Origin of the sequence: Pauljensenia sp. 20925_1_25 (assembly GCF_041433955.1) — a bacterium.
Lineage (GTDB): Bacteria > Actinomycetota > Actinomycetes > Actinomycetales > Actinomycetaceae > Pauljensenia.
In genome coordinates this window covers 71,653-98,614 of the sequence record NZ_JAPWCL010000002.1, presented here as the reverse complement: position 1 = coordinate 98,614, position 26,962 = coordinate 71,653, and the positions used below count along the sequence as shown (strand labels likewise).

Genomic DNA, 26,962 nt, shown 5'->3' with positions numbered 1-26,962 from the left:
AGGCGACGAGCACGGTGTTTGACAAAAAAGTCTATCGGGACTCTGTCCTTCAGCCCTACAAGGCTAATTCGGCCTGGCAATCCTCCGTTGCGGATGCGCTGCGAGCGCTGAGTGATACGAGCGACCGAAACGCCCAGATCCAGGCATTGGCCAAAGCGGATGCCACCGCGCTCTTCGCCCTTACTCCCGGCATGTCGAGTGCCGAGCTTACCAAGCACATCAAGAGCGTCGACATGTTCCTCAACAAATCGAGGATTCCCGTCGTACTCTCGATCAGTCAGCTCCTCAAGGCCGTGAAAACGGCACTGGGGGAGTCCTTGTACGACCCGGCGCTGTGGGCTGCTGTGTGCAAGCAGGTGTCTGTGGCGGGCAAGGAGGAACTCGACGCCTTCGTGCGGGCCCTCAAACAGGACAATCCGATCGGCGTCCTAACTGTTGAGGAACTGCGCCGCGCCGCAACCTCAAGCGGCATCGGTTCGACTCTGACGGATCGGGATTTGTCTGCGGCGGCCGCCGGGCAGGGGATCCGTGTGTGCCCGCGCGTGGATGTCTCTGAGGAACGGAAGGCTGCTCTGGCTTCGAAGATCAGGCTGCATCCCTCGTTTCGAAACGTTGTGGATGTGCTGGTGATGCACGAGCGGTCGGCGCGACCGACGGATATTCGTGTCATCGATGAGCTGAGTGCCGTCGTGGGTTCCAACAGGCGTCGCGTGATAGGTATGGCTGATGTGCGCCAGTCGAAGTCGGCTGCCAATGCGCGCTCGGATGATGCCTCAGAGAGTGCGAAAAAGACGCTCACGGCACTCGAAGAACAGTGCTCGACCGATGCGGATGTGCGTGCATGCGTCCTGGCGTGGTTCGCCGATCAAGCGGAGCAGTTGCGACGTCGGGGACTCACTCAGACCTTGGCGCTAGGCCGCCTGACGTCCATGGGACTGACCGATTTGGATGCGCGACGCCTGCTCACGCGGATTCCGACCAGCGAGCCGACGCCGGATTTCGCCAGTGTCACGGACATGATTGCCGCAGGGGCGCTCGCACGCGCGCGCAGAACCTACACCGTTCTAGCCGCCAGCCCCGGGGATGAGTCGACGAGTTCATTGGCTACCCAGGTGGGGGAGGCGCTTGCGGCTGCAGAAAGCCGCAAGAGCGCGGCGATGGACGCCTACCGCCGCGCGTTTGCGGTGAAGGATTACGCCGGTGCGAGGGCGGCGTTAGCCGACGCACGTGCGGTCGATCGTGAAGACGAGGAGATCACGGACCTCCTGTTCCATATCCCGCCTGACCCACCAACTGAGGTGAGCGCCGCGTACGATCCCGATAGGGGCGGCGTCCTCGTGTCGTGGAGGGGTGCCCGGGACGACGGCGTGTGTTTCACGGTGGTTCGCAGTGACGCGGGAGTTCCCGCGAATCCGACGTCTGGCTGTCAGGTCGCGTCAGCTGTGCGCGACCAGCAGGTTCTCGACAGGAAACCCGTGGTGGCCAGGGATGTTCTCTACGCGGTGTTTGCCTCCCAGCAGGGGGGTGAGTGTTCTGCTCCCGCGACAGCCCGGGTGACTGTGCTGCCACCCCCCTTCGAGACCGGAGTCGTTGTGACGGCGACGGAGGCGACTGTGTTTTGGCGGACACCGGATGAAGCGACCGGAGTATCGGTGGAGCTTGTTGGTGCGAACGGGTGCCGACGCACCTTCCCGGTGTCCACGAAGGGACGGCAGCGCCTCGATGGTCTGCGTCTGGGACAGACGTATACGGCGCTCCTTCAAGCCCGTTACATTGTCGGTGGGCGATCTGCGCTCTCGGAGACGGTGGCGTTGCCCGTGACTCCGCGCGGCCTCGTCCGCCCCGTGGAGGACCTGCGCTTGGGGAACACGCGGATGCCGAACGGCAAGCCCGGGATTCGCGCCGAGTGGACGGACATCCCCGGTTACACGACGGATGTGTGGGCGCTTCCCGCCGATGCTCCCGTGTCGGAAGGGGATCGGCTGACGGTGACGCGTCTCGAGGAGCTGAGCGGTACGCGGGTCGTCGGCGTGATCCGCAGCAGCGGTAACCGGCAGTCGATGGATATCCACGAGCAGCCGGGTGTGCGTCTGTATGTTCCGCTCACGTGGGATGGGGACGAGGCCGTGGCCGGCCGGGCGGTCATCGCTGGAATGGCACCTCCACCACGTGATGTCCGGGTGGAACGTTTTGGGACACAGTTGAGCGTCTCGTGGGTCTGGCCGAGTGGGGATTACCTGATGGACGTCGTGTGGTCGAGTGCCGATGGACGCACGGACCGCATGAGGGTCGACAAGTTTTCCTACAGGCGAGACGGCGGTGTTCGCATCGTCGACGCGGATACGGTGACCGAGGTGTCGGTCGGCACGGTCGTCGTCGGCGTCGGCCACGAGAGGGTGTGTTCGCCGGTTACGGTTGAGCTGGAGGCTCTGGCACCCGCAATGTCGTACGAACTCAAGCTGCCCCGGCGCTTCTTCGGAGGGCGCAACGCGACAGCGAACGTGACGAGCGAGGGCTTTCGCGGCGTGGTGGAACTGGTAGCGGTGTTGTCGACGGGTCCCTACATGTCGGCCCGAGCACAAGACGGTGAGGAGATCGCCCGACTGGAGCTGGACTTCTCGTCGGGACTGACACAGTCCTGCACGTTCCACGTCCCCTCGATCAAGGGCGCGTACTGGGTGCGTCTTTTTGCGGGTGCAACCGCGCAGATCCAGCTGAACGATCCCCCCACCTCGTCCCTGAAAGGATGACCGATGAGCCTGCTGAATGTGACAGCGCCGTGCCCGTATTGCTACACGGAGATTGATCTGCGGAAGGTGGCTTTCCGGTGTCCGGGACGAGCAGCCGTCGGCAAGAAGGAGTGCACCAAGGACATTGATCGTGTGCGCGCCACGCACTTTGGCGACCTCAAGGAGTACTATCCGGCATTCGTGCCCTCCCGCACCTCGTTGGTCAACGACATGAGGAGGACGCAGTGCCCCGATTGCTTGGGTAGCACGGGCGTGCGGCTGTGTCCGCAGTGCCACTCGCGGTTGCCGAGCGGTTTTTCTCGCGATTCCTCGCTGTTTGGCTTGGTTGGCGCGCGCTCGTCGGGCAAGACTGTCATGCTGGCTGTCCTCATGCGTGAACTCGCCATGAACGGGCCGGTTGGCCGACGGTTTAGGGACACGATTCGCCTGTGCAAAGCTGGGGATAACAATGGTCAGGAGGTGCGGCTGGAGCGCCTGCTCAAGCAGATGGAGTCCCCGTCGGGGCAGCTGCCGGCGCAGACTCAACAGGCGGACGGTGATAAGACCAGCCCCGTCGTCTTCGAGTGGCAGCGGGCGCGACGCGGAATCGCGAAGACGGTGTTCGGCGACTTCACATCGACGGTGTTTTCTTTCTACGACACGGCCGGCGAGGACCTCGCGGTTGATGAACGCGCGCTCAGCATGACCTACCTGCTGGCGACCAACGGGATCATCCTCCTCTTGGATCCCTTCAGCTTCCCCGGGAACGCGGGGCGAGGAACGGCTGCGAAAGACCAGCGCGTCGAGACAGCGCCAGAAAACGTGTTGCACGCCATCACGGAGGTTATGCGTCAGAACGAGGCCACCAAGCACAACCGAAAAATCAAGCAGCCGGTCGCCATCGTCATTTCAAAGATCGACGCATTCTGGTCGGATATCCCGGAAAACAACCCGATCCGACATCCCTCTTCGACTCTCGGGTATTACGACGAGGCGGAGGGGGCGTCCGTGCACGATCACATTGCCTCAATGGTGTCGCACTGGGGAGGTGACGGGTTGCTGACGATGCTCGACACGAACTACGAAAACTACCGGTTCTTTGGAATGTCGGCGTTGGGATCGGAACCGGATTACGCGATGCAGCGCGTGGATGAACGCGGCCTCACGCCCCACAGGGTAGCCGAGCCTCTCCTCTGGCTGATGGCGCAGCGCGGCTTCCTGCCGAAGCAGGGGTGAGGTAATGTTTGACGTTGCGCTCTACACCGACACACGGGCCAACGAAGCCATTGACGGGATCGACGGTTTCAACTTCCAGGCGATCTCCGAGGGGATGAATGCGCAGGACCGTCAGGTCATCCGCGACACCATGCTTCACCGCGTTGTCGTGGGATGGAACGCTGATCACGATCCGCTGGAACACCCACCCTCTTTTGCGTACTGCGGGCACGCCGGTAGGTACTATCTGTCGCGCGGTATTTCCACGGGGGTCACGAATAACGGTCGTCCGGGTAATCTACTGACTCAAGCGATCGCGACCTCCGATCCGGATGATTTCGGGATGATGCGACCGGCGCAGCTGTTCGGTGCCCTCAACTGGTGCCTCGAGAAGGCACCTGGCCAGATGATCGACAGGTGGCCGTCCCCGCTCGCAATTGCCCCCGACTACCAGGCCGATGCTTTGCGCGACATGGTCCGAGCCGACGTGTGGGCAGCCGAGCACTTCGCGCAGTTCCTTACGATGGTCGAGGAAGTGACCGCTGACAACCCCAAGCGCCTTGTTCTCATCACCGCCGACGAGGCCGTGGCAACCAGGTGGATCGCCTTGGGTACGCTCTTCGTGGAGACCAAGCGCGCCCTGTCGCTTTCGATCCGAGGCCTCGTCCCTGATCCGATGACGACGAAGGCGGACATTGTCGCTGCAAGCCCCGAGTTTGGGCCTCAGCCCGACCCGACCGTGGTGCGCGCCGGCGTCACCATCATCGACCTCGACCGCCGTCTCCTCACACCGATCACCCCGACGGAGTCCGCACTCACCCAGGCGGACTGGTTCCTCCACGAGGACCCCGCCGACGCGCTCGCGGCAATCGAGGTTGCACGTCGATGGGAGGAGTTCCTCGGACGCGACCTGGCCACGCGAGCCTCGGCCCTAGCATCGTTGACGAAGGAACGGGGCAGTGTCGGCGACTGGGCAACCGTGATGGAAGCCTTACGAGGCCTCGCGCAGGCCGGACAGGACGAGGAGCTGTTCTTCTACGGGGACCCGCTGCTGGATGTGGCCGTCACCTGCGCGGTTGCGACTCCCGCCGATGCGGAAGCTGCAGGCGCGGCGGTCGTGGCGCTGCTGGACACTGACAGTCACGACTTGGCGGGTGGCGTCCTCATGTCGGCGCTTGAGTCCTCGCGTGACGTCCCGGGGGCCAGTGAAGCACTGGTATCGGCGCTCGCCGCCGCACCCGCCCAGGTGCGCCTCCAGTGGGAGGATGATGACGCGCGGAAGCAGGCCGGTGTCCTGCTGACGCAGGCCGCGCAGCATTGCCCAACAGACCTCCTGCCTGCCGTAGCTTCGGCAGCTCGCACGCTGGACACCCCACTGGTTGTCCCCGGTCGTGCCGACATCGTGGGCCGTCTAGCACGCGCGTGGGCAGCTAACCCTGCCGTAGGACGCGACCGCGAGAGGTGGGCGCATGGCGACCAGATCGACCAGGCGCTCGCGGACGAGCTCTTGCGCCGCTGGAGTGGGGGAGCACCGGGCGACCTGTCACTGTTGTCGCGGGGAACGTGGGAGTGGCTGGGGCAGCGTTCCGGCCTCGAACCGGCGACGCGCCGCACCGTGGAGGCGTGGCACGAAGCTGTGCGGATCGCCTCGCTGCCCGTCGAACAACGCGCCGATCAACTCACCCGCGCCAAGAAACTACCTGCGGACAGCTGGCGCCTCGTGTGGAATCGCGCGGTGCTGCCGAACGATTGTGCGCTGATCAAGGCGTGGGCGCAGACTCAGCGCGAACTCACGGGGGCAGCATGCCAGTGGATTGCGCGCCAGATCAACGCGGTGCTCGCAATGCAGGAACCGGCGATTCCTCTGCGTCAGCTGCTGACAGGCCTGCACCGGGCGGCAATCGTGATGCGCGACGAGCGACTGGCGACCTACGTAGCACAGGTTTGTGCGACGGAGCAGTGCTGCCGAGAGGCGATCACTGATACGAGCCCGGACAACCCTCATCTCTCAACGCTCATATCCTCCGTCCCCGCGATGTCGGCGTTGATGGCGGACTACCTCGGCCGGATCATCCTGACCTGCGCCGACACCAGCGCGGTGACGCGCCTCGTCGCAGCCGATGAGGAGTGGGCCCGGCGGTGCGTGCATGTCGCTCTGACCGGTCGGGCATCCACGAGGCGGGGACTCGCTCAAGCGGTCACGCTTGCCATGAGAGTTCGCCGCAGCTATCTGATCCCCGCACGTTCGCTGGGAGCTGAGGATTTCCTGATCGACGTGTGTGATGACCGTGTACGCAGAAACGAGGTGAGCCAGGCCGCTAAAGAAGGCCTGATCGACGCGGATTCATTCGCGGAGTTCGAGACCTTTGCAGCGGAGGCGAAGAAAGGTCGTTTGAAGAGACGCCTGGGACGAGCGGCGAGCGGCTTGCTCGGAGGATATGGAAAGGGCGTGCGGTGAGCTACAGATCATCAGGTGGCGACGGCGGATTGGCGCTGCTCGCAATTGCTGCGGTCATCATTATCGTCATGGCGTGGATCATCATCGCCATGATTATGAGGTTGATCGCCTGGATCGTCTGCTACTGGCTTGCATCCGGTGCCCTGGCACTTGTCGTCGGCCTGATTGCGGGCTTTGTGGCTCCGCTTCTGGTCCTGACTGGACGATCAGTGAGCAAGCCGGATATTGCGACACCAGAGAAGGTGGTTGCACGAGCGGTTATCCGACATCAGCCTGTCGGTTTCACGAAGCACTGTGGGTGGGACGAAGCATGGCCTGAATATAATCCGTACCAGGCTGTACGCGACGCGATCGCTGTCTACAGGGAGATCACGCTGGTGCGCGGTTGGGTCTGGGAGAAGGTCCGGTTGCGCCCGCACCGGGAGGTTGTTCGCTCTGACGCGTATGGGAACCTGATGCCCGTTGAACCCACGGTGGGGGCCTTCTCGAAGCTTACCTGGGGAGTTTTCGTTCCCGTGCCGTTCGCTGGTTTCATCGGTGGAATGTACGGCTCGTACGCCTCGTGGCTCTTCATCATGGGCGTTGTGGGAGGGGCCGTCTACGCCTGTCAGCAGGCATGGACGCTTGCGTACCGCTGGTGGGATCGCGCCGTGATGGCGCGCGTTCGAGCTCAGGTGAAGTGCCCGCACTGTTATGAGACGAATCCGCGGCCGAGTTACTGCTGCCCTAATCAGGCGTGCACTATCGTTCACCATGACATCTCCCCAGGGCCGCTGGGGATTATTCGGCGTCGGTGCGGGTGCGGGACAACCATGCCGACGACGATCAGGGCCGCCTCGAAAATCCTTGTCGCGCTGTGCCCGAGCTGCGGGGAACCCTTGGTCACGGGCAGTGGTGCGCGTCGGACTGTTCAGCTGCCCGCCTTCGGCTCTGTCGGTGCAGGTAAGACGCGTTTTTTCGCAGCAGCGATGACGGCGGCACACAGAGAGCTGTCCTCCTCCAATGGCTCTCTGAAGGGACTCAACACAGAAGCGAGGGGCTTCCTGAAGGCCTCGGCTCAGGCGATGGAGTCCGAACAGTCCACTGAGAAGACGATTCACACCATGCGTCCAGAAGGACGCCCCTTCATACTGGCGCAAGCCTCGGGCAGGGTTTTCGAGCTGCAGATCATGGATGCCGCCGGAGAGAGTTTCACGACCTTCGATGGAACCGAGGAACTGACGTACGTGAACTCGGCACGCACGATGATCTTTGTTCTTGACCCCCTCGCTTTGCCTCGCGTGAACGAAGAGATAGGTAACGCCGACCATATTTCCGGCACACTCATCGCGACGGGGAATCAAGAGGAAGCTTACGCTTCAGTGGTGGATAGGCTCAGGTCGGAGGCCATCGATCTGTCCAAGAGGAACCTTGCGGTGGTTCTCACGAAGACGGAGGTATTGCGCCAGTTCCGCTCGGGGAGCAACCTGGATCCCGCGACTTCCAGTGGCGTGCGCGACTGGCTCGTCGGCATCGACCAGGATGGCTTTGTGCGACGCATGGAGGGTGATTTCGGGACTGTCCGCTACTTTGCCGTCGATTCTCTGGCCTTGCGCGAGCCGGATGACCCCCTCAATCCTCTACGCGTCATGAGCTGGGCACTGACGTCGCAGAAGGTGTCGATTGCCCTGCTTCCTCCGAAGGGTAAGCAGCGGCGTGCCCAGACGGATGACACGCCGGAAACTGTGGATGATGACGAGAAAGTGAGCCTGGCGTGAAAGAAGGACTCCCCGCCCTGTACTGGGGCTTCCGCTGGTTCTGGAGCGCGGCCCACCTGATGATGCTCCTCGCGTTCCTGGGGTTTTTCCTCTGGTGGGCGCTGACGGACAACCACGCTGTGGATGCGTTTGTCACGTTGATGAATGATCTTAATGGCGTTCGTCGCTCGCTCAGCAGCATCGTTCCCTTCCCCTGGGAAGTGTGGCGCAGGTAGGCGACGGGGCCGCCCACGCGTCGCGCGGGCGGCCCCAGCCGTCACAACTCACGAGGCGAAGCGGCTCCTGTATTTGTCCCACAGGTCGCGCAGCTTCTTGCCGTCAGACTCGCGCACGAAGACGTCGAGGGCGGCGGCAGAGCTGTTGCCGGTCAACTCCTTGACGGCCGCGGAAGGAGAGGCAACGTCCGTGCCGTCGGGCAGGACCATGGTGCCTTCGGCTGAGATGGTCACGACGTAGACGTTGCCGAGGTTGCGGCGTCGCCACACGAAAGTGTCACCGGGGGAGATGATGCCGGTTGCGACGACGTCGGCCAGGCGCACTTGGCGGCCGCGCGCGGCGGAACGCTTGTCGACGGCGGCCTCCAGCTCGGAGCTGGACAAGAGAGACAGATCCACGCCATCGGAATCGCGGCGAATGTCCCAATAGTCCAGGATGCTGCGCGTCAGGTAGGTCTGACGCAGCTCGAGGGCGGCATTGCTGATCTCGCCCCTGTCGGAGGGGAGTGTACCGACGATGAGCGCGCCGACCGTCGGTGCTTCGTGGAGTGCGCGTGACACGGTGTCCCAGTCGGGTGCCTGGTTGACGGTGCGTGATTTGATTGTCGTCAGAACCAGGCCTCCCAGACGCCTGTTCCAAATACGAGGATCCACGTCGGCTGCGACGCCGCGGATCGCGGTGGCGGGCAGCCCCGCCAGGACTCCCAGGCTGCGTGGCAGACGAGCCGGGAATCCACCCTGGTCGGCGACCATCGCGTGGTAGAGCAACACCTTGCGGAGAGAGGACTGAGGCAGGGCGCTCGACAGTGTCTTGGCCGCCCGGTGGAGAGTATCGTCAGAGACCGCGCAGGCGGCAGTGATGGACTCGCCGTCCTCGACGGCGGCGATGAACTTGGCGATGATCGACTCTCGGGAACTCGGGACCAAGCGCGCGGCGACTGCCGTGCCGTACAGGCGCTCAAGCGAGGACATGAGAGAGGCGACTTCCTCGTCACTGCGCTCCACGCTCAAGATCGCCATGGCCGCGGGCTTCCAGTCGGATGCCTCGTACAGGCGCAGCAGCTGTAGGGATGTGGCGGCCGGGTGCCCGGCGAGGGATCCCAGCGTCGCCAGAGAGTACGCGCGAGCGTTGGGAACCACGACCTCGTCGATGAACTCCTCGCCGCTCTTGGACGCGAGGAAGGGGGTGAGGACCTGCTCGCCGAACGCGTCGATGAGGGCGCGCTTGGCGGGCGAGCGCAGGGCGAGGGTGAGCAGGTGCCCGAAAAAGGCGTCCGGGTTCTCCGTGCCCAGCGAGTCGATGCTCTGCTCCCACAGGGCCGCGTAGCGCGCCCGGGCGTCGGGCTCGACGTGGGCGAGGACGCGCGCCTTGAAGATGTCGGCGGCCGACAGGGGGACGCCGCGCGTGTTGAGCACCGCGAAAATGCGGTGCGCGGCCTGGTAGGAGTCGGTCGACACCTCGATGAGGGAGACCTGCAGCATGAGGTACTGGACGAAACTCTGGATCTCGTCCGGTGCCAGCACATCCGGGTCGCTCAGCACGTCGAGCATCGCCCGCGCGTTGTCGTTGATGCGGCGCACCGAGGCCGGGGTCAGCGCACTCGCGTCGACGTCAAGCAGAGAATCGATATTGTCGCCGACGATGAACGTGTCGAAGAACTCGCGGTCGCATTCGCGCACGAGCAGGCGCGGCCGCTCGTCCAAGCCCTTGAAGGTCGACTCAGCGATACTCAGGCGTTTACTGAGGTCGCCGTGCAGTCCGGAACCGACGCCCGCCAGGTGACGCAGGAGCGCCAAGAGGATGCACAGCGTCGTCATGCGCTGCTGCCCGTCGATGATATCCACGTCGTCGCCGCTGGGGTGCTGCACGAGCACAACCGAACCCAGGAAATAGTCGCCGTCGTTCGTGCGCCACGCGCCCAGCAGGTCATTGACCAGGGCGATTGCCTGCGGCTCCTCCCACACGTAGGGGCGCTGGAAGTCGGGGATCTGGTACTGCCTGTCTCCGGTCAGCAGGGCGTCGATGGACTTCTGTGTCGTCGTGAGGGTCATGGAGGCCTACATCCTCGTCGGGGGACTTTACTCTAATCGGAAGTATAACGATGTTTATTTGGTATGTGTCTAAGCGGGCCGAGGCCTGGGCACCCCTCGCTCCTCCGCGCGCCCTGTGCGTGGCAGGGTGGGGATAGCATGGTGCGTACGTGGCGGGAGCCTCTCGCGCGGTGGCAGTGGAACGGAACGGGGACGAGTCGATGGAGACGATAAGAAAGACGGATAGCCGTCGCGGGCGGATCGCCTATGAGGTTGCGGGCCTCGCATGGCTCGCCGAGGCCTCGGACCCTGGGGCGGCGGTCGTGCCCGTGCTCGATCACGGGGCGACGTGGCTGGAGGAACCTCGCGTGGTCTCGGTATCACCATCGGCGCAGGATGCCGAAACATTCGGCCGCGCCCTCGCCCACACGCACGCCGCCGGTGCTACGCACCTGGGTGCCGCCCCCGACGGGTACTCGGGTGACGGCTGGATGGGAGAGGCTCACCTCTCCCTCCCCGAACGCCCGAGCGCTCGCGGCGAAGCGGGCGGCGCGAACCGCGCGAATTCTGCCGAGGCCGCCCCGGCCTCGTCCCCTCGCGAGTCGTGGGGAGCGTTCTATGCGCGTGAGCGAATCGCGCCGTACCTGGACACGCGCGTCTTCACCGCCTCCGAGCGGCACCTCATCGAGCGGCTGTGCGAGCTCCTCGACTCCGGCGACCTCGACCACGGCCAGCCGCGCTTGGTCGCGGACGCGATCGCTCGGCGCGAGGACGTCGGTGCCGCGCGCACCCACGGCGACCTGTGGAACGGCAACGTCATGTGGACGCCCGGCGGAGCCGTCCTCATCGACCCCGCCGCGCAGGGCGGGCACGCCGAGGAGGACCTCGCTGCCCTCGCCGTCTTCGGCTGCCCGCACTATGAGCGCATCCTCGCCGCCTACGACGAGGCCTCGCCCCTGGAGGACGGCTGGTGCGAGCGCATCGCCCTGCACCAGGCGCACATCATCATGATCCACTGCGCCGTCTTCGGGCGCACCTACGTGCCCGACGCGGTGGCAATCGCCCGGCGGTACGCCTAAACCACGAGGCCGGGGCCAGGCCGCGTCGCGCGACTCAGCCCCGGCCTCGTCCCCTGAGAGCCTCCCGAGGGGGGACCCTACAGGCGCGGGATGTTGCGCATGTTGGAGGTCGCCATCGAGAAGGCTTCGGCGATCCCACGGTTGAGGACGATCTTGCTCATCGCGGTCGCGAAACCGACGACCTGGCCGCCCGTGATGGCCGGCGGGAGGGAGAGGGCGTTCGGGTCCGTGATGACCTCGACGAGGGCCGGGCCAGGCGCTGCGAAGGCCTCGCGGTACGCGGCCTCCAGGCGAGACGCATCCTCGACACGCTCCGCGTGGAAGCCAATTGCGCGAGCGATCTCCGCGTAATTCGTATCCGGGACATCCGTCTGGAAGTCCGGGAGACCGTTGACCAGCATCTCCAGCTTCACCATGCCCAGCGTCGAGTTGTTGAAGACAACCACCTTGACGGGCAGGTTGTACATCGTCGCGGTGATCAGCTCGCCGAGCAGCATCGACAGGCCGCCGTCACCCGATACCGACACGACCTGGCGATCCGGGTAGGCGACCTGGGCGCCCAGGGCCATCGGCAGGGCGTTGGCCATCGAGCCGTGCAGGAGCGAACCGATGATGCGGCGCGTGCCGAGCGGATCGATGTAGCGGGCGGTCCACACGTTGCACATGCCCGTATCCGCCGTAACAATCGCGTCCTTCGCAGCCGTCTCGTTGAGCAGATGCGCGGCGTACTCGGGGTGGATCGGACGCATCTTCTCCACGTTGCGCGTGTAGGCGCCCACGGGAGCGTGCATGATCTCCGAGTGCTTCTTGATCTTGGCTTTCAGGAAAGAATCGGAGCGACCTGCGCGCAGGTGGGGGAGGAGCGCCTCGATGAAGGGCTTGACCTGAGCGTGAATCGCGAGGCCAACGTCCGTGCGGCGACCCAGCTTCTCCGCGTGCGTGTCCACCTGAATGGTCGGGGTGCCGGGCAGGAACTGGTCGTAGGGGAAGTCGGTGCCCAGCAGAACCAACACATCGGCGTCGTTCATGCCCTCCGCGGCCGCACCGTAGCCCAGCAGGCCCGTCATGCCCACGTCGAAGGGGTTGTCGTACTGGATGAAGTGCTTGCCGCGCAGCGAGTGGCCGATCGGGGCCTTGAGCGCGTCGGCCAGGGCGATAACCTCGTCGTGGGCGCCCTCGACGCCCGCGCCGGCGAAGATCGCGACCTTGTCCGCCTTATTCAGGAGGGCTGCGGCCTCGTCGATATCCGCCGGGTTCGGGGCCAGCGTCGCCGGGCGCGCGGGCGCATAGGTGGGAACGTGCTCGACGGCCTTGAGGTCGGAGACGTCACCGGGCAGAGTGATGACCGACACGCCGCCCAGACCGACCGCGTGGCGGATCGCCGAGTTCACGGTGCGCGGCGACTGTGCCGCGGAGGAGATGAGTTCGTTGTAAACCGAGCACTCCTCGAAGATACGGTCCGGGTGCGTTTCCTGGAAGTAGGTGGAGCCGATCTGGACGCTCGGGATGTGCGAGGCAATGGCCAGGACAGGCGCGCCCGTGCGGTTCGCGTCGTACAGACCGTTGATGAGGTGCAGGTTGCCCGGGCCGCATGAACCCGCGCACACGGCGAGTTTGCCAGTCAGCTGAGCCTCGGCCGAAGCAGCGAACGCCGCCGCCTCCTCGTGGCGGACGTGAATCCAGTCGATGCCGCCCTTCTTCGAGCCGCCGGTCTTGCGCACGGCGTCGACGATGGGGTTGAGCGAATCGCCGACAATGCCGTAGATCCGATGGACTCCCGCGTCGACGAGCTGGGCCACGATCTGTTCCGCGACGTTCATGCCATCTCCTTAAAATTATTGGCTGTGACCTTGTCAAATCACCATAGGCATGACTAAGGTCCTATGTCGCTGTGGCGTGACCGACGGATCAGGGAGGGTGTCGGTGGAAGAGCGGCGTCTTCCTCCGCTAAGATGGCCACGCCCCAATAGCTCAGTCGGTCAGAGCAGCGGACTCATAATCCGTGGGTCGTCGGTTCAAGCCCGACTTGGGGCACCGTTAGCCACAACTGGGAGCCGCACCCGCCGCACCTGACGGGCAAGTCGGCCACGGCCTCGTCGATGGCGCTGGCCTCGGATTGTGCCTTGTGGTGCTGTTGATCCCCGTATGGTGGATTGTGAGGTCGTTGAGCGGAGGACCGTATGAGCGACGAAATTCCCGATGGTTTCTATGGCTGTGACGAGGTGGTGCGCGAAGTGCGCGCCACATACACGCCCGAGGAACTGGCGCGGGAGCGCGAGTTGGAGGAGCGCGCTGAGGAGCAGCTTGAACTCGCTGAACTCGTCTACGCGATGCGCACGGGCGCCCCTAGCAGCGTTGTTCATAAACCGTGAAACGATTGTCCAGCCTGTCTCGCGTGGTGGCAGCACCTGTAGTCCGTCGTTAACATAGTGACCCGCGACCAATTGCAAGCGTAGTGATCGGTCGTCAGTCGCCCTGATGCCGGTCGTCGGTTCACGCCCGACTTGGGGCACCGCCAGCCACAACTGGGAGCCGCACCCGCCGCGCCTGACGGGCAAGCCGACCACGGCCTCGTCGTCGTGAATCCCTGCACATAACACACTCAGCCTTGACTCGCGATGGGAGTCACGGTAGGCTGAGTATTTGCGCCTTATCATGCCCGAGGTGACCCGTATCCAGCCGTCGTAACAGGCGCTTGACGGACCAGGACGCGTCAGATAATGGGTGATAAGGAAGCGTGCGCACCGTAACAGCAGGGAAGGACCCCCTTTGGCTGCCAACAGCACCGCCAAACAGCCCAGCCACCGCATTTCGTTCGCGAAGCTCCGTGAACCCCTCCAGGCCCCTAATCTGCTGGGCCTGCAGGTCGAGAGCTTCGACTGGCTGCTGGGCAACGACGCGTGGAAGGCCCGCGTCGAAGCCGCACAGGCATCCGGCCGAGGTGACGTCCCCGACGTCTCCGGCCTCGAAGAAATCTTCCACGAGATTTCCCCCATCGAGGACGTCGCAGGCACCATGAGCCTGTCGTTCCACGACCACCGCCTCGAATCCCCCAAGTACTCCATGGAGGAAGCCAAGGCGAAGGACTACACGTACTCGGCACCCATGTACGTGACCGCCGAGTTCATGAACTACGAGACCGGTGAAATCAAGTCTCAGACCGTGTTCATGGGCGACTTCCCGCTCATGACCCCCCGCGGTACCTTCATCATCAACGGCACCGAGCGTGTCGTCGTCTCTCAGCTCGTGCGTTCCCCCGGCGTGTACTTCGAGAAGCTCTCGGACCGCTCGACCGACAAGGAAACCTTCGGCGCGAAGATCATCCCCTCGCGCGGCGCGTGGCTCGAGTTCGAGATCGACAAGCGCGACGCCGTCGGCGTGCGTATCGACCGCAAGCGTAAGCAGTCGGTCACCCACTTCCTCAAGGCCGTCGGCATGACCGAATCCGAGATTCGCGACACCTTCGCCGCCTACCCGGTCCTCCTCGAAACCCTCGAAAAGGACACGGTTGCCACGCAGGAAGAGGCCCTGCTCGACATCTACCGCAAGTTGCGCCCCGGCGAGCCCGCGAACGTCGACGCCGCCCAGACGCTGCTCAACAACTTCTACTTCGACTCTCGTCGCTACGACCTGGCAAAGGTCGGTCGCTACAAGATCAACAAGAAGCTGGCCATCGAAGCCGACCCCAAGGCCTCGACCCTGTCCCTCGAGGACATCGTCGCCACCGTCAAGTACCTGCTCGCCCTCCACCAGGGCGACAAGACCTTCGCCGGCACCCGAAATGGCGAACCCGTCGAGGTCCGCGTCGAGGTCGACGACATCGACAACTTCGCGAACCGTCGCATCCGCGCCGTCGGCGAACTCATCCAGGGCCAGGTCCGCACCGGCCTCGCCCGCATGGAACGCACCGTGCGCGAGCGCATGACCACCCAGGAGACGGACTCGATCACGCCCCAGACGCTGATCAACATCCGCCCCGTCGTGGCCGCGATCAAGGAGTTCTTCGGAACCTCCCAGCTCTCGCAGTTCATGGACCAGAACAACCCGCTCGCCGGCCTGACCCACAAGCGCCGCCTGTCGGCCCTGGGCCCCGGCGGCCTGTCCCGCGACCGCGCGGGCATGGAAGTTCGAGACGTCCACCCCTCGCACTACGGCCGCATGTGCCCGATCGAGTCCCCTGAAGGCCCGAACATCGGCCTCATCGGCTCGCTCGCAACCTTCGCGCGCATCAACCCCTTCGGCTTCATCGAGACGCCCTACCGCGTCGTCGAAAACGGCCGCGTCACCGACGAAATCCGCTACCTCACCGCGGACGACGAGAAGGGGCACTTCATCGCCCAGGCCTCGTCGCCCCTCGAGGCCGACGGATCCTTCGCCGAGCACGACGTCCTGTGCCGTGTCGCCGGCGAAGACCCGACCTTGATCGCCCGCGATCGCGTCGACTACATGGACGTCTCCGCCCGCCAGATGGTGTCCGTTGCCGCGGCCTTCATTCCGTTCCTCGAGCACGACGACGCGAACCGAGCCCTCATGGGCGCGAACATGCAGCGTCAGGCCGTGCCGCTGCTCACCACGGAAGCCCCGCTGGTCGGCACCGGCATGGAGCTGCGCGCCGCGCACGACTCCGGCGAAATGATCCTCGCTGCCCACTCCGGCGTCGTCTCCGAGGTCTCTGCGGACCTGATCGTCGTCTCCACGGACGAGGGCGGCCGCGACTCCTACCGCCTCGAGAAGTTCGAGCGCTCCAACCCCGGTAACTGCACCAACCAGCGCGTTATCGTGGACGAGGGCGACCGCGTCGAGGCCGGCGACGTCCTGGCCGACGGCCCCGCCACCTCCAACGGCGAGATCGCACTCGGCAAGAACCTGCTCGTCGCCTACATGTCGTGGGAAGGCCTCAACTACGAGGACGCCATCATCCTCAGCCGCCGCGTCGTGGAAGAGGACATCCTCACCTCGATCCACATCGAGGAGTACGAGGTCGACGCCCGCGAAACCAAGCTCGGTGAGGAAGAAATCACCCGCGACATCCCCAACGTCTCCGAGGAATCCCTCGCTGACCTGGACGAGCGCGGCATCATCCGCATCGGTGCCGAAGTCACCGCCGGCGACATTCTCGTCGGCAAGGTCACCCCGAAGGGCGAGACCGAGCTGACCTCCGAAGAGCGCCTGCTGCGCGCCATCTTCGGCGAGAAGGCCCGCGAGGTGCGTGACACCTCCCTGCGCGTCCCCCACGGCGAAGAGGGTATCGTCATCGGCGTCCGCGAGTTCAACGATGACGACGACGACCTCAACCCCGGCGTCCGCCAGACCGTGCGCGTCTACGTCGCCCAGCGACGCAAGATCACGATCGGCGACAAGATGGCCGGCCGCCACGGCAACAAGGGCGTCGTCTCCAAGATCCTCCCCGTCGAGGACATGCCCTTCCTCGCCGACGGCACCCCCGTCGACATCATCCTCAACCCGCTGGGCGTCCCCGGTCGAATGAACGTCGGCCAGGTGCTCGAGTACCACCTCGGGTGGCTCGCCCACCAGGGCTGGGATGCCTCGGCCGCTGTCGAGGCCGGCGAAGAGTGGGCGGCGCACCTGCCCGCTGACGGCATCAAGACCGGCCCGTGCACGCACGTGGCCACCCCCGTGTTCGACGGCCTTGAAGCCGACGAACTCGCCGGCCTGCTGCGCAACGTCAACCCGAACCGCGACGGCGACGTCCTCACCAACTACGAGGGCAAGGCGCGCCTGTTCGACGGCCGCTCCGGCGAACCGTTCCCGTACCCGATCTCGGTGGGCTACACCTACATGCTCAAGCTCCACCACCTGGTCGACGACAAGATCCACGCCCGCTCCACGGGTCCGTACTCGATGATCACGCAGCAGCCGCTGGGCGGTAAGGCCCAGTTCGGCGGCCAGCGCTTCGGCGAGATGGAGGTGTGGGCCCTGGAAGCCTACGGTGCCGCCTACGCCCTCCAGGAGCTGCTGACCATCAAGTCCGACGACACCACCGGCCGAGTCAAGGTGTACGAGGCCATCGTCAAGGGCGAGGACATCCCCGAGCCCGGCATCCCCGAGTCCTTCCGAGTCCTCATCCAGGAAATGCGCTCGCTGTGCCTGAACGTCGAAGCCCTCGACGCGGCCGGCAACGTCATTGACCTGCGTGAGCAGGACGAAGACTTCAATGCGCGTGAGGACCTGGGCATCACCCTCGATGCTCGTCCGAACGCTGCGGCGACCATCGATGCGATCTGATAGGGAGAGATAACTTTGCTGGACGCCAAAACGTTCGACAGCCTGAAGATCACCCTGGCCACCGGCGACGACATCGCCGTCTGGAGCCACGGTGAAGTGAAGAAGCCGGAGACCATCAACTACCGTACGCTCAAGCCCGAGCGCGACGGCCTGTTCGGTGAGCAGATCTTCGGCCCCACCCGCGACTGGGAATGCGCGTGTGGCAAGTACAAGCGCGTGCGCTACAAGGGCATCATCTGCGAGAAGTGCGGAGTTGAGGTCACTCGCTCCCGCGTCCGCCGTGAGCGCATGGGTCACATCGACCTCGCCGCCCCCGTCACGCACATCTGGTACTTCAAGGGTGTTCCCTCGCGCCTGGGCTACGTGCTCAACCTCGCGCCCAAGGACCTCGAGAAGGTCATCTACTTCGCTGCCTACATGATCACCGAGGTCGACGAAAAGGGTCGCCACGAGGATCTGGCTGAACTGCGCGCCGAACTCGAAGTGCAGAAGAAGCAGATGGAGAACAACCGCGACGCCACGATCAACGACTTCGCGGAGCAGCTCGAGTCCGACATCGCTGCCCTTGAACGCGACGGTGCCTCGCAGGCGGAGCGCGAGCGCGCACGCAAGCAGGGCGAGCGCGAGATGGCTAAGATCCGTCGCCGCTTCGACGGCGATATCGACGGCCTCGAGGCCGTGTGGGAGCGCTTCAAGGACCTCAAGGTCGGCGACCTCGAGGGCGACGAGCGCCTCTACCGCGCCATGGTGGCCCGCTACGGCACCTACTTCAAGGGTGACATGGGCGCGTCCGCCATCCAGAAGCGCCTGGAGACCTTCGACCTGGTGGCCGAGGTGGCCGCCCTGCGTCAGACCATCTCCTCCGACTCCGGCCCGCGCAAGGCCCGCGCCATCAAGCGCCTGAAGGTCATCAACGCCTTCGTCGCCACCGGCAACTCGCCGGCCTCGATGGTGCTGACCAAGATCCCCGTGATCCCGCCGGACCTGCGCCCCATGGTTCAGCTGGACGGCGGCCGCTTCGCGACCTCCGACCTCAACGACCTGTACCGTCGCGTCATCAACCGCAACACTCGACTCAAGCGCCTGCTCGAGCTGGGTGCCCCCGAGATCATCGTCAACAACGAGAAGCGCATGCTTCAGGAGTCCGTTGACGCCCTCTTCGACAACGGTCGCCGTGGTCGCCCCGTCGCGGGTCCGGGCAACCGTCCGCTGAAGTCGATCTCGGACATGCTCAAGGGCAAGCAGGGTCGTTTCCGTCAGAACCTGCTCGGCAAGCGCGTCGACTACTCGGGTCGTTCCGTTATCGTCGTCGGCCCGCAGCTGCAGCTGCACCAGTGCGGTCTGCCCAAGCAGATGGCCCTGGAGCTGTTCAAGCCCTTCGTCATGAAGCGCCTGGTTGAGAAGAACTACGCACAGAACGTCAAGGCCGCCAAGCGTAAGGTCGAGCGTCAGCGCCCCGAGGTGTGGGACGTCCTCGACGACGTCATCCGCGAGCACCCCGTGCTCCTCAACCGCGCACCTACGCTCCACCGCCTCGGCATCCAGGCGTTCGAGCCCCAGCTGATTGAGGGTAAGGCCATCCAGCTGCACCCCCTGGCCTGTGGCGCGTTCAACGCCGACTTCGACGGCGACCAGATGGCTGTCCACCTGCCGCTGGGCGCTGAGGCGCAGGCCGAGGCCCGCATCCTCATGCTGTCGACGAACAACATCCTCAAGCCCTCCGACGGTCGCCCCGTGGCCATGCCGTCGCAGGACATGATTATTGGTCTGTTCCACCTGACCTCGAACCCCGACCCGTCGATCCCGGTCGAGACGGACGAAGACGGCAACCCCGTGGTCCCGTACTTCTCCAGCCAGGCGGAGGCCCAGATGGCGTTCGACGCCGGCAACCTGGACCTGAACGCGACCGCGCGCATCCGCTTCGCCGACGGCACCGTGCCCCCCGAGGGCTGGGAAGCCCCCGAGGGTTGGGAGAGCGGCGACGAGCTGATCCTCGAGACCAGCCTCGGCCGTGCGATCTTCAACGAACTGCTGCCCACCGACTACCCGTTCGTCAACGAGGTCGTCGGCAAGAAGCAGCTCGGCAACATCGTGAACACGCTGACGCAGCGCTACCCGAACGTGCTCGTCGCGGACTGCCTCGACGCCCTGAAGTCGGCCGGCTTCCACTGGTCGACCTGGTCGGGCATCACGATTGCGTTCTCCGACATTCAGGCATCGCCGCGCAAGCGCGAGATCCTGGCCCGCTACGAGGCCAAGGCCGCCGAGATCGTCGAACAGTTCGAGACGGGTATCATCCTCGAGGAGACCCGCTACGAGGAACTCGTGAAGCTGTGGCTGCAGTGCACCGAAGAGGTCGCCGAGGACATGCGCGCGAACTTCTCCGAGCGCAACACCGTGTACCGCATGGTGAACTCGGGCGCCCGTGGTAACTGGTCGCAGGTTCAGCAGATCGCCGGTATGCGTGGCCTCGTGTCCGACCCGAAGCAGAAGCTGATCGAGCAGCCCATTAAGGCAAACTACCGAGAGGGCCTGACGGTTCTCGAGTACTTCATTGCCACGCACGGCGCCCGTAAGGGCCTGGTCGATACGGCTCTGCGTACCGCCGAGTCGGGCTACCTGACCCGTCGTCTGGTCGACGTCTCCCAGGACGTCATCGTCCGCGAGGCCGACTGTGGCACCCGCGCCGGCCTGAAGATCGACATCGCGAAGAAGAACGAGTTCGGTGAGTGGGAGGCGTCCGACACCATCGAGACGACCGCCTACGCCCGTAACCTCGCCCGCGACGCCGTGAACGAGGCCGGAGAGGTCGTCATGCCCGCGGGCACCGACCTCGGTGACGATCAGCTCGCCGAGCTGGTTGCCGCCGGCGTCTCGCAGATCGTGTGCCGTTCCGTCCTCACCTGTGAGTCCCAGGTCGGCACCTGCGCGAAGTGCTACGGCCGCTCGCTGGCCACCGGCAAGCAGGTCGACATCGGCGAGGCGGTCGGCATTATCGCCGCCCAGTCGATTGGCGAACCCGGCACGCAGCTGACGATGCGTACGTTCCACACCGGTGGTGCCGCCTCCGCTGCGGACATTACGCAGGGTCTGCCCCGTGTTCAGGAGCTCTTCGAGGCGCGTAGCCCGAAGGTCGAAGCCAAGATGAACGAGGCGGCCGGTCGCGTCCACATCGACGACGAGGATCCCAGTGCTCGTAAGGTGATCATCACCCGCGACGATGGCAAGGAAGACCTGGTCATCGAGGTGTCTCGTCGCCAGAAGCTCCTCGTGTCCGAGGGCCAGCACATCGCCGCCGGCACCCCGCTGACCGAGGGCCAGCTGGACCCCAAGGAAATCCTGCGCATCATGGGCCGTAACGTGGCCCAGAAGATGCTCGTGGACGAGGTCCAGAAGGTGTACCGCGACCAGGGCGTGGGCATCCACGCCAAGCACATCGAGGTCATCGTTCGTCAGATGCTGCGCCGCGTCACCATCCTGGAGCCCGGCGACACCACGTTCATGCCCGGCGAGCTCGTCGACCGTATGGCGTACCTGACGCAGAACCGCCGCGTCGCGTCCGAGGGCGGCCAGCCCGCCTCCGGCCGCCAGATGCTGATGGGTATCACGAAGGCGTCGCTGGCCACGGATTCGTGGCTGAGTGCCGCGTCCTTCCAGGAGACCACCAAGGTCCTGACCGAGGCCGCCATGAACGGCAAGTCGGACTCCCTGGTGGGCCTCAAGGAGAACGTCATCCTCGGTAAGCTCATCCCGGCTGGCACCGGCCTGTCGCGCTACAACGACGTCATCGTCGAGCCGACGGCTGAGGCCATGGCGAACTCGAACTACTCCGAGGCCGACTTCGGTGACGGCTCCGTGTCCGAGGACTTCCTCGACGCGCTGGGTGCCATCGACTTCGGCATGAACTTCCGCGAGTAGTCCGGTTCGTGACCGCTTGGGCCCCGGCCTCGTCCGTACACACGTGACGAGGCCGGGGTCCTGTGCGTGGGCACAGCGGCGGGTGCACGGCAGGGGAGGGGCTGGTGGGTGTCAAGTCTTGGGTTGTGTGGAGGCTTGTTGAGGTCGTTTCCTTTTGTGTTGTTGCGTGTTGGTTTTCTGCTTGTTGTGTTGTGATGCCGCTCGGGGTGAGCTGGGGGCATCCTGACTGGCCGCCTTCGTGGTGGTGGTCACCTGTTTGTCGAACCCCTCACCCGAGCCTTGGCCGCCTATTCCGCACGTGAACCCGCTCATCTGAGTGTGGGCAACCGCGCCCACGTGCGGGTTAGGGGGTCGGCGTGCGGAAAAGACGGTTGAAATGCAGGTGGCGGGTTAGCATGCGGAGACACGTCGCACGAGAGTTTGGGGCGGCGTCGGAGGCGAAGGCCCACTTGTCAAGGACGATTGCTCGAGCCGTGCCGCTGCGGCTGAGACCGATGCTTTCGGGATACATGAGGTTGCCGAGGCTTCGCCCACAGGCGTAGAGACTCCTGAGTGACGGGAAGATGTTGAATTCCTAAAAGCGTCGCCATGCTGGATCGGAAAGAAGCCATGTCATCAGTGTCGTGCCAGCGTGCGCGGATCACTCTCCAGCCCGCATTAGCCAGGTCGTGCTGGCGGCTGAGCCACTTCCCAGTGTTCTCACGTACCTCCTGCTCGTTATCGCCGAACTTCGTACGGCCATCAGGTTCGACAATGATCTTCAGGTCAGGAAGGACGATGTCCCCGAAATAGGTGTTGTTTCCTATGATGATCGGACACTGCGTGACGACGCGCCCCGAGTACAGGCTTTTGATAATCCATAGAACCGAGGCCTCGAAAACATTGTCGCAGCCACCGTCAGCAGCTTTGATGAGCGCTTGAGCGCGCAGATAGCCCGAGTGGTTCGGGCATCTGCCGAGTTCAGCGAGCATGTCACGTCGGATATGCTCGCACTTTTCCCGCGAGTCCTCAAGGTTGAACCTGTCGAAACCTGACAGTGAGTGCATCACCATGCATGCTGCGACAAACGCGTCGCGGGGTTGCTCGTTGAGGGTAAGACGAATGACGGCTTCAACCGGTGATTCGGCTTCGAGACCGTCGATCTGTGAGATGCTCTGAGGAGCTTTGTGTCGGCAAATCACGGGAACACCGGGCACGACCGTGTGTCGGTGCTGTACTGCAGGATAGGGACGGAGCTGGAAATCAGACTTACTTGGCCACGCCTCGACACAGGAGTTGGTTGACCATGTTGGGATTCCATGGAGAAGTAATGCGCTGTTACCAGTAAAAACCAGGCGCTGCGACGACTGATAGTCGAGTGCATGCAGACGCGCGATGTTGATACTTTGCCAGATCTCCCATGGTCGTGCGTCCTGATCACCGTGCAGGCGAACGCGGTAGCCACGTCTGATAAGGAGAATGTCGGGGTCTGCAAGGATCGCGGCACGGCTGTGCCGATGGGTTCGAAGAGTTTCAATGCTGATCATGCTCTAGGTCTATCCCTGGGAAGACCCGAGTTCCAGACGCAATGGGACACCTGTGGATAGTCATCGTGCTGGCGAGTCGCCTGTGCATAGAGGCGCGTAAAGAAGAGCCTGTGGACAGCGTGGCTGTCCTCTGCTTCGTGATGCGCAGTCTCCGCTATTGCGAACCTCGGCCCTCTAATCCGCACGTAAACCCTCTAATCGGAGTGTGGGCAAGGGCGCCCACGTGCGGAATAGCGGGTTAACGTGCGGACAAGAGACAGGGTGTCGGCACAGGATGACAGCAAATGCGTGGAAACACTGGCGAGTGAGAACCGTCAGCAGTGCAGATGCGAAATCTCGGCACCGCAGGGATCGTTGCGGATAACAGGAAACCTCAGCACTACGCATGGGAGACGAGCCCCGGAAACCAGCCCCGACCTCGTCGATGAGGGACGAAACACAAGGCGCACCCTTTGACGCCCGACGAGGTTCCCCGCTATCCTTGAGGGTGGTTCCCGCCTCTGTGGAACCTCTGTGCCCGGGAAACCGGGAGCGGGCTCCGTCCGTCGGAGCTCCGGGCGTCATCCTCTGACCCGCGTGGTTATCATGGCGCACCGGCCCCCTGCGGACACGTGTGCCCACACGGGGGTTTACGGTCGCGGAAGACTGACAATCAGGGCAGCCCCTCGACGTGAGGGGAGGCCGCCGACGGAAAGAAACTGGAGACCCAGTGCCTACCATTCAGCAGCTCGTCCGCAAGGGACGTGTCTCGAAGCGCGCGAAGGTGAAGACCCCCGCGCTGAAGGGCTCCCCCCAGCGTCGCGGCGTGTGCACCCGCGTGTACACCACCACGCCGAAGAAGCCGAACTCGGCTCTGCGAAAGGTCGCTCGTGTGCGCCTTTCGTCCGGCATCGAAGTCACCGCGTACATCCCCGGTGAGGGCCACAACCTGCAGGAGCACTCGATCGTGCTCGTGCGCGGTGGTCGTGTGAAGGACCTGCCCGGCGTGCGTTACCGCATCGTCCGCGGTTCGCTGGACACCCAGGGTGTCCGCGGCCGTCAGCAGGCCCGTTCCCGTTACGGCGCGAAGAAGGAGAAGAAGTAATGCCTCGTAAGGGCCCCGCTCCCCGCCGCCCCCTCGTCGATGACCCGGTCTACGGCTCCAAGGTCGTGACCCAGCTGGTCAACCGCGTCCTCCTCGACGGCAAGAAGACCGTCGCCGAGCGCATCGTCTACGGCGCACTTGAGACCGTTCGCGAGCGCACTGAGCAGGAGCCCGTCTCCGTGCTCAAGCGCGCCCTCGAGAACATCCGCCCGGCCCTCGAGGTCCGCTCCCGCCGCGTCGGCGGCGCGACCTACCAGGTCCCCGTCGAGGTTCGCCCCGCGCGCGCCACGACTCTCGCCCTGCGCTGGCTGGTCGACTTCTCGCGTCAGCGTCGCGAGAAGACCATGACCGAGCGTCTCGCCAACGAGATCCTCGACGCCTCCAACGGCCTCGGTGCCGCTGTGAAGCGCCGTGAGGACATGCACAAGATGGCTGAGTCCAACCGCGCGTTCGCGCACTACCGCTGGTGATGTAAAGACGAGGCCTGGGCAACCGGGCCTCGTCTCACGCAGCAATAACACCTATCACTTCGAACGAAGGAACCACACTCGTGGCACTAGAGGTGCTGACGGATCTCAACAAGGTCCGCAACATTGGCATCATGGCTCACATCGATGCCGGCAAGACGACCGTGACGGAACGCATCCTGTTCTACACGGGCATCAACTACAAGATCGGCGAGACGCACGACGGTGCCTCGACGACCGACTGGATGGAACAGGAAAAGGAACGCGGCATCACGATTACGTCCGCCGCAGTCACCTCTTTCTGGAACGGTAACCAGATCAACATTATTGACACCCCCGGTCACGTTGACTTCACCGTTGAGGTTGAGCGCTCGCTGCGCGTCCTCGACGGCGCTGTCGCCGTGTTCGACGGCAAGGAGGGCGTTGAGCCCCAGTCCGAGACCGTGTGGCGTCAGGCCGACAAGTACGACGTCCCGCGTATCTGCTTCATCAACAAGATGGACAAGATGGGTGCCGACTTCTACTTCTCGGTTGGCACGATTAAGGATCGTCTCCACGCGACCCCGATCGTCATGCAGCTCCCGATGGGCGCCGAGAACGACTTCGTTGGCAACATCGACCTGCTGACCATGGAGGCGCTGACCTACCCGGCCAAGGACGACAAGGGCAACGACACGCTCGGCTCCCTCGTTGTGCGCGGCCCCATCCCGGAGGAGTACCAGGAGCAGGCCGAGGAGTACCGTGAGGCCCTCGTCGAGGCCGCCGCTGAGGGCTCCGACGAGCTGACCGAGGCCTACCTGGAGAACGGCGACCTGACGCTCGAGCAGATCAAGGAAGGCATCCGCCTCCTGACCATCTCCTCTCGCGCCTTCCCCGTCTACTGTGGCACCGCTCTGCGCAACATGGGCGTGCAGCCCGTCCTCGACGCCGTCGTGGACTTCCTGCCCTCCCCGCTCGACATCGGCGACGTTCGCGGCTTCCTCCCCGGCTCTGAGACCGAGGAAGAGACCGAGGTTCGTAAGCCCGACGAGAAGGAACCCTTCTCCGCTCTGGCCTTCAAGATCGCCGCGCACCCCTTCTACGGCAAGCTCACCTTCATCCGCGTGTACTCCGGCAAGGTTGAGTCCGGTTCCCAGGTCCTCAACTCGACCAAGGGCAAGAAGGAGCGCATCGGCAAGATCTTCCAGATGCACTCCAACAAGGAGAACCCCGTCGACGTGGCGCACGCTGGCCACATCTACGCGGTCATCGGCCTGAAGGACACGACCACGGGTGACACGCTTGCCGCTATCGACAAGCCGATCGTCCTCGAGTCGATGACCTTCCCCGCCCCCGTTATCCAGGTCGCCGTCGAGCCTAAGTCGAAGGCTGACCAGGAGAAGATGGGCGTTGCCATCCAGAAGCTCGCGGAAGAAGATCCGACGTTCACCGTCGAGCTCGATCCCGAGACCGGCCAGACCATCATCGGTGGTATGGGCGAGCTGCACCTCGACATCATCGTCGACCGTATGCGTCGCGAGTTCAAGGTCGAGGCCAACGTGGGTAACCCGATGGTTGCCTACCGTGAGACCATCCGCAAGGCGGTCGAGAAGTACGAGTACACGCACAAGAAGCAGACCGGTGGTTCCGGTCAGTTCGCGCGTGTCATCATCGCCCTTGAACCCCTCCCGGCTGACTCCGAGGAAGAGTACATGTTCGAGGACAAGGTCACCGGTGGCCGCGTCCCGCGCGAGTACATCCCCTCGGTCGATGCGGGCATCAAGGACGCCATGCAGTCCGGCGTTCTCGCCGGCTACCCGATGGTTGACATCAAGGCCACGCTGCTCGATGGCGCCTACCACGAGGTTGACTCCTCCGAAATGGCGTTCAAGGTTGCTGGCTCGATGGCGCTGAAGGAAGCCGCCAAGAAGGCGAACCCCGTCCTCCTCGAGCCGATCATGGCTGTCGAGGTCCGTACTCCCGAGGAGTACATGGGCGACGTCATCGGTGACCTGAACTCCCGTCGTGGCCAGATCTCCTCGATGGATGAGCAGCACGGCGTCCGCGTCGTCAAGGCTCAGGTGCCGCTGTCCGAGATGTTCGGATACGTGGGCGACCTGCGTTCCAAGACGCAGGGCCGCGCTGTCTACTCCATGGAGTTCGACAGCTACGCCGAGGTTCCGCGCGCCGTCGCGGATGAGATCGTCGGCAAGTCTCGGGGCAACTGAGTCCCACCGGGGGTTCGTGGGGGCAGGGTG

General features: G+C 64.3%; 15 protein-coding genes and 1 tRNA gene. 13 read left to right on the top strand and 3 right to left on the bottom strand.

Annotation, left to right across the window (positions count from 1 at the left end; genetic code table 11):
* Positions 1 to 14: 14 nt before the first annotated feature.
* Genes O3932_RS01740 through O3932_RS01720 form a run of 5 tightly spaced genes read left to right on the top strand, consistent with a single transcriptional unit; the run spans position 15 to position 8,374 of the window.
* A complete protein-coding gene (locus tag O3932_RS01740) occupies positions 15 to 2,750 on the top strand; it encodes a hypothetical protein (RefSeq protein WP_371535765.1) in 2,736 nt (911 codons plus the stop codon).
* A 3-nt stretch (positions 2,751 to 2,753) separates the two neighbouring features.
* Positions 2,754 to 3,965 carry a hypothetical protein gene (locus O3932_RS01735; protein ID WP_371535762.1) on the top strand — a complete coding sequence of 404 codons (1,212 nt, stop codon included), beginning with the start codon at positions 2,754 to 2,756 and terminating at the stop codon, positions 3,963 to 3,965.
* A 4-nt stretch (positions 3,966 to 3,969) separates the two neighbouring features.
* Positions 3,970 to 6,402 carry a hypothetical protein gene (locus O3932_RS01730; protein ID WP_371535759.1) on the top strand — a complete coding sequence of 811 codons (2,433 nt, stop codon included), beginning with the start codon at positions 3,970 to 3,972 and terminating at the stop codon, positions 6,400 to 6,402.
* A complete protein-coding gene (locus O3932_RS01725; protein ID WP_371535756.1) occupies positions 6,399 to 8,159 on the top strand; it encodes a hypothetical protein in 1,761 nt (586 codons plus the stop codon). The genes O3932_RS01730 and O3932_RS01725 overlap by 4 nt, the downstream gene beginning before the upstream one ends.
* Positions 8,156 to 8,374: a hypothetical protein gene (locus tag O3932_RS01720; RefSeq protein ID WP_371535753.1), complete on the top strand. Its 219-nt coding sequence runs from the start codon at positions 8,156 to 8,158 to the stop codon at positions 8,372 to 8,374. Before O3932_RS01725 ends, O3932_RS01720 begins: the two co-directional genes overlap by 4 nt.
* 48 nt (positions 8,375 to 8,422) lie before the next feature.
* Here the strand turns inward: O3932_RS01720 and O3932_RS01715 are convergent, their stop codons facing one another.
* Complete coding sequence (locus tag O3932_RS01715; protein ID WP_371535750.1) at positions 8,423 to 10,426, bottom strand: DUF262 domain-containing protein; 2,004 nt, start codon at positions 10,424 to 10,426, stop codon at positions 8,423 to 8,425.
* A 200-nt stretch (positions 10,427 to 10,626) separates the two neighbouring features.
* Here O3932_RS01715 and O3932_RS01710 point away from each other — a divergent pair, with 200 nt between their 5' ends.
* A complete protein-coding gene (locus O3932_RS01710) occupies positions 10,627 to 11,484 on the top strand; it encodes a fructosamine kinase family protein (protein WP_371535902.1) in 858 nt (285 codons plus the stop codon).
* A 77-nt stretch (positions 11,485 to 11,561) separates the two neighbouring features.
* On the opposite strand, the gene O3932_RS01705 is transcribed toward O3932_RS01710, so the two are convergent.
* Positions 11,562 to 13,304 (bottom strand): pyruvate dehydrogenase, encoded by a 1,743-nt coding sequence (locus O3932_RS01705; RefSeq protein ID WP_371535747.1) that lies wholly within the window; start codon positions 13,302 to 13,304, stop codon positions 11,562 to 11,564.
* Between the two features lie 140 nt (positions 13,305 to 13,444).
* On the opposite strand from O3932_RS01705, the gene O3932_RS01700 reads away from it, so the two are divergent.
* The 4 genes from O3932_RS01700 (at position 13,445) to O3932_RS01685 (ending at position 21,648) form a co-directional block, all read left to right on the top strand.
* Positions 13,445 to 13,518: transfer RNA gene (locus O3932_RS01700), tRNA-Ile, on the top strand.
* Between the two features lie 146 nt (positions 13,519 to 13,664).
* Entirely contained in the window at positions 13,665 to 13,856 is a 192-nt protein-coding gene (locus tag O3932_RS01695) for a hypothetical protein (protein ID WP_371535744.1), read from the top strand.
* 397 nt (positions 13,857 to 14,253) lie between these two features.
* The gene (gene rpoB, locus O3932_RS01690; protein ID WP_009649082.1) at positions 14,254 to 17,730 is read left to right on the top strand and encodes a DNA-directed RNA polymerase subunit beta; all 3,477 of its coding nucleotides are present in this window, start codon (positions 14,254 to 14,256) and stop codon (positions 17,728 to 17,730) included.
* Positions 17,731 to 17,745: 15 nt separating this feature from the next.
* Entirely contained in the window at positions 17,746 to 21,648 is a 3,903-nt protein-coding gene (locus O3932_RS01685; protein ID WP_371535741.1) for a DNA-directed RNA polymerase subunit beta', read from the top strand.
* A 452-nt stretch (positions 21,649 to 22,100) separates the two neighbouring features.
* On the opposite strand, the gene O3932_RS01680 is transcribed toward O3932_RS01685, so the two are convergent.
* Positions 22,101 to 23,174 (bottom strand): hypothetical protein, encoded by a 1,074-nt coding sequence (locus O3932_RS01680; RefSeq protein WP_371535740.1) that lies wholly within the window; start codon positions 23,172 to 23,174, stop codon positions 22,101 to 22,103.
* 709 nt (positions 23,175 to 23,883) lie between these two features.
* Here O3932_RS01680 and rpsL point away from each other — a divergent pair.
* From rpsL to fusA, 3 genes are all read left to right on the top strand, one after another.
* Complete coding sequence (rpsL, locus tag O3932_RS01675; protein ID WP_003790639.1) at positions 23,884 to 24,258, top strand: 30S ribosomal protein S12; 375 nt, start codon at positions 23,884 to 23,886, stop codon at positions 24,256 to 24,258.
* Positions 24,258 to 24,728 (top strand): 30S ribosomal protein S7, encoded by a 471-nt coding sequence (gene rpsG / locus O3932_RS01670; RefSeq protein ID WP_003790637.1) that lies wholly within the window; start codon positions 24,258 to 24,260, stop codon positions 24,726 to 24,728. Before rpsL ends, rpsG begins: the two co-directional genes overlap by 1 nt.
* Positions 24,729 to 24,808: 80 nt before the next feature.
* Entirely contained in the window at positions 24,809 to 26,932 is a 2,124-nt protein-coding gene (gene fusA, locus O3932_RS01665) for an elongation factor G (protein WP_009649097.1), read from the top strand.
* Positions 26,933 to 26,962 lie beyond the last annotated feature (30 nt).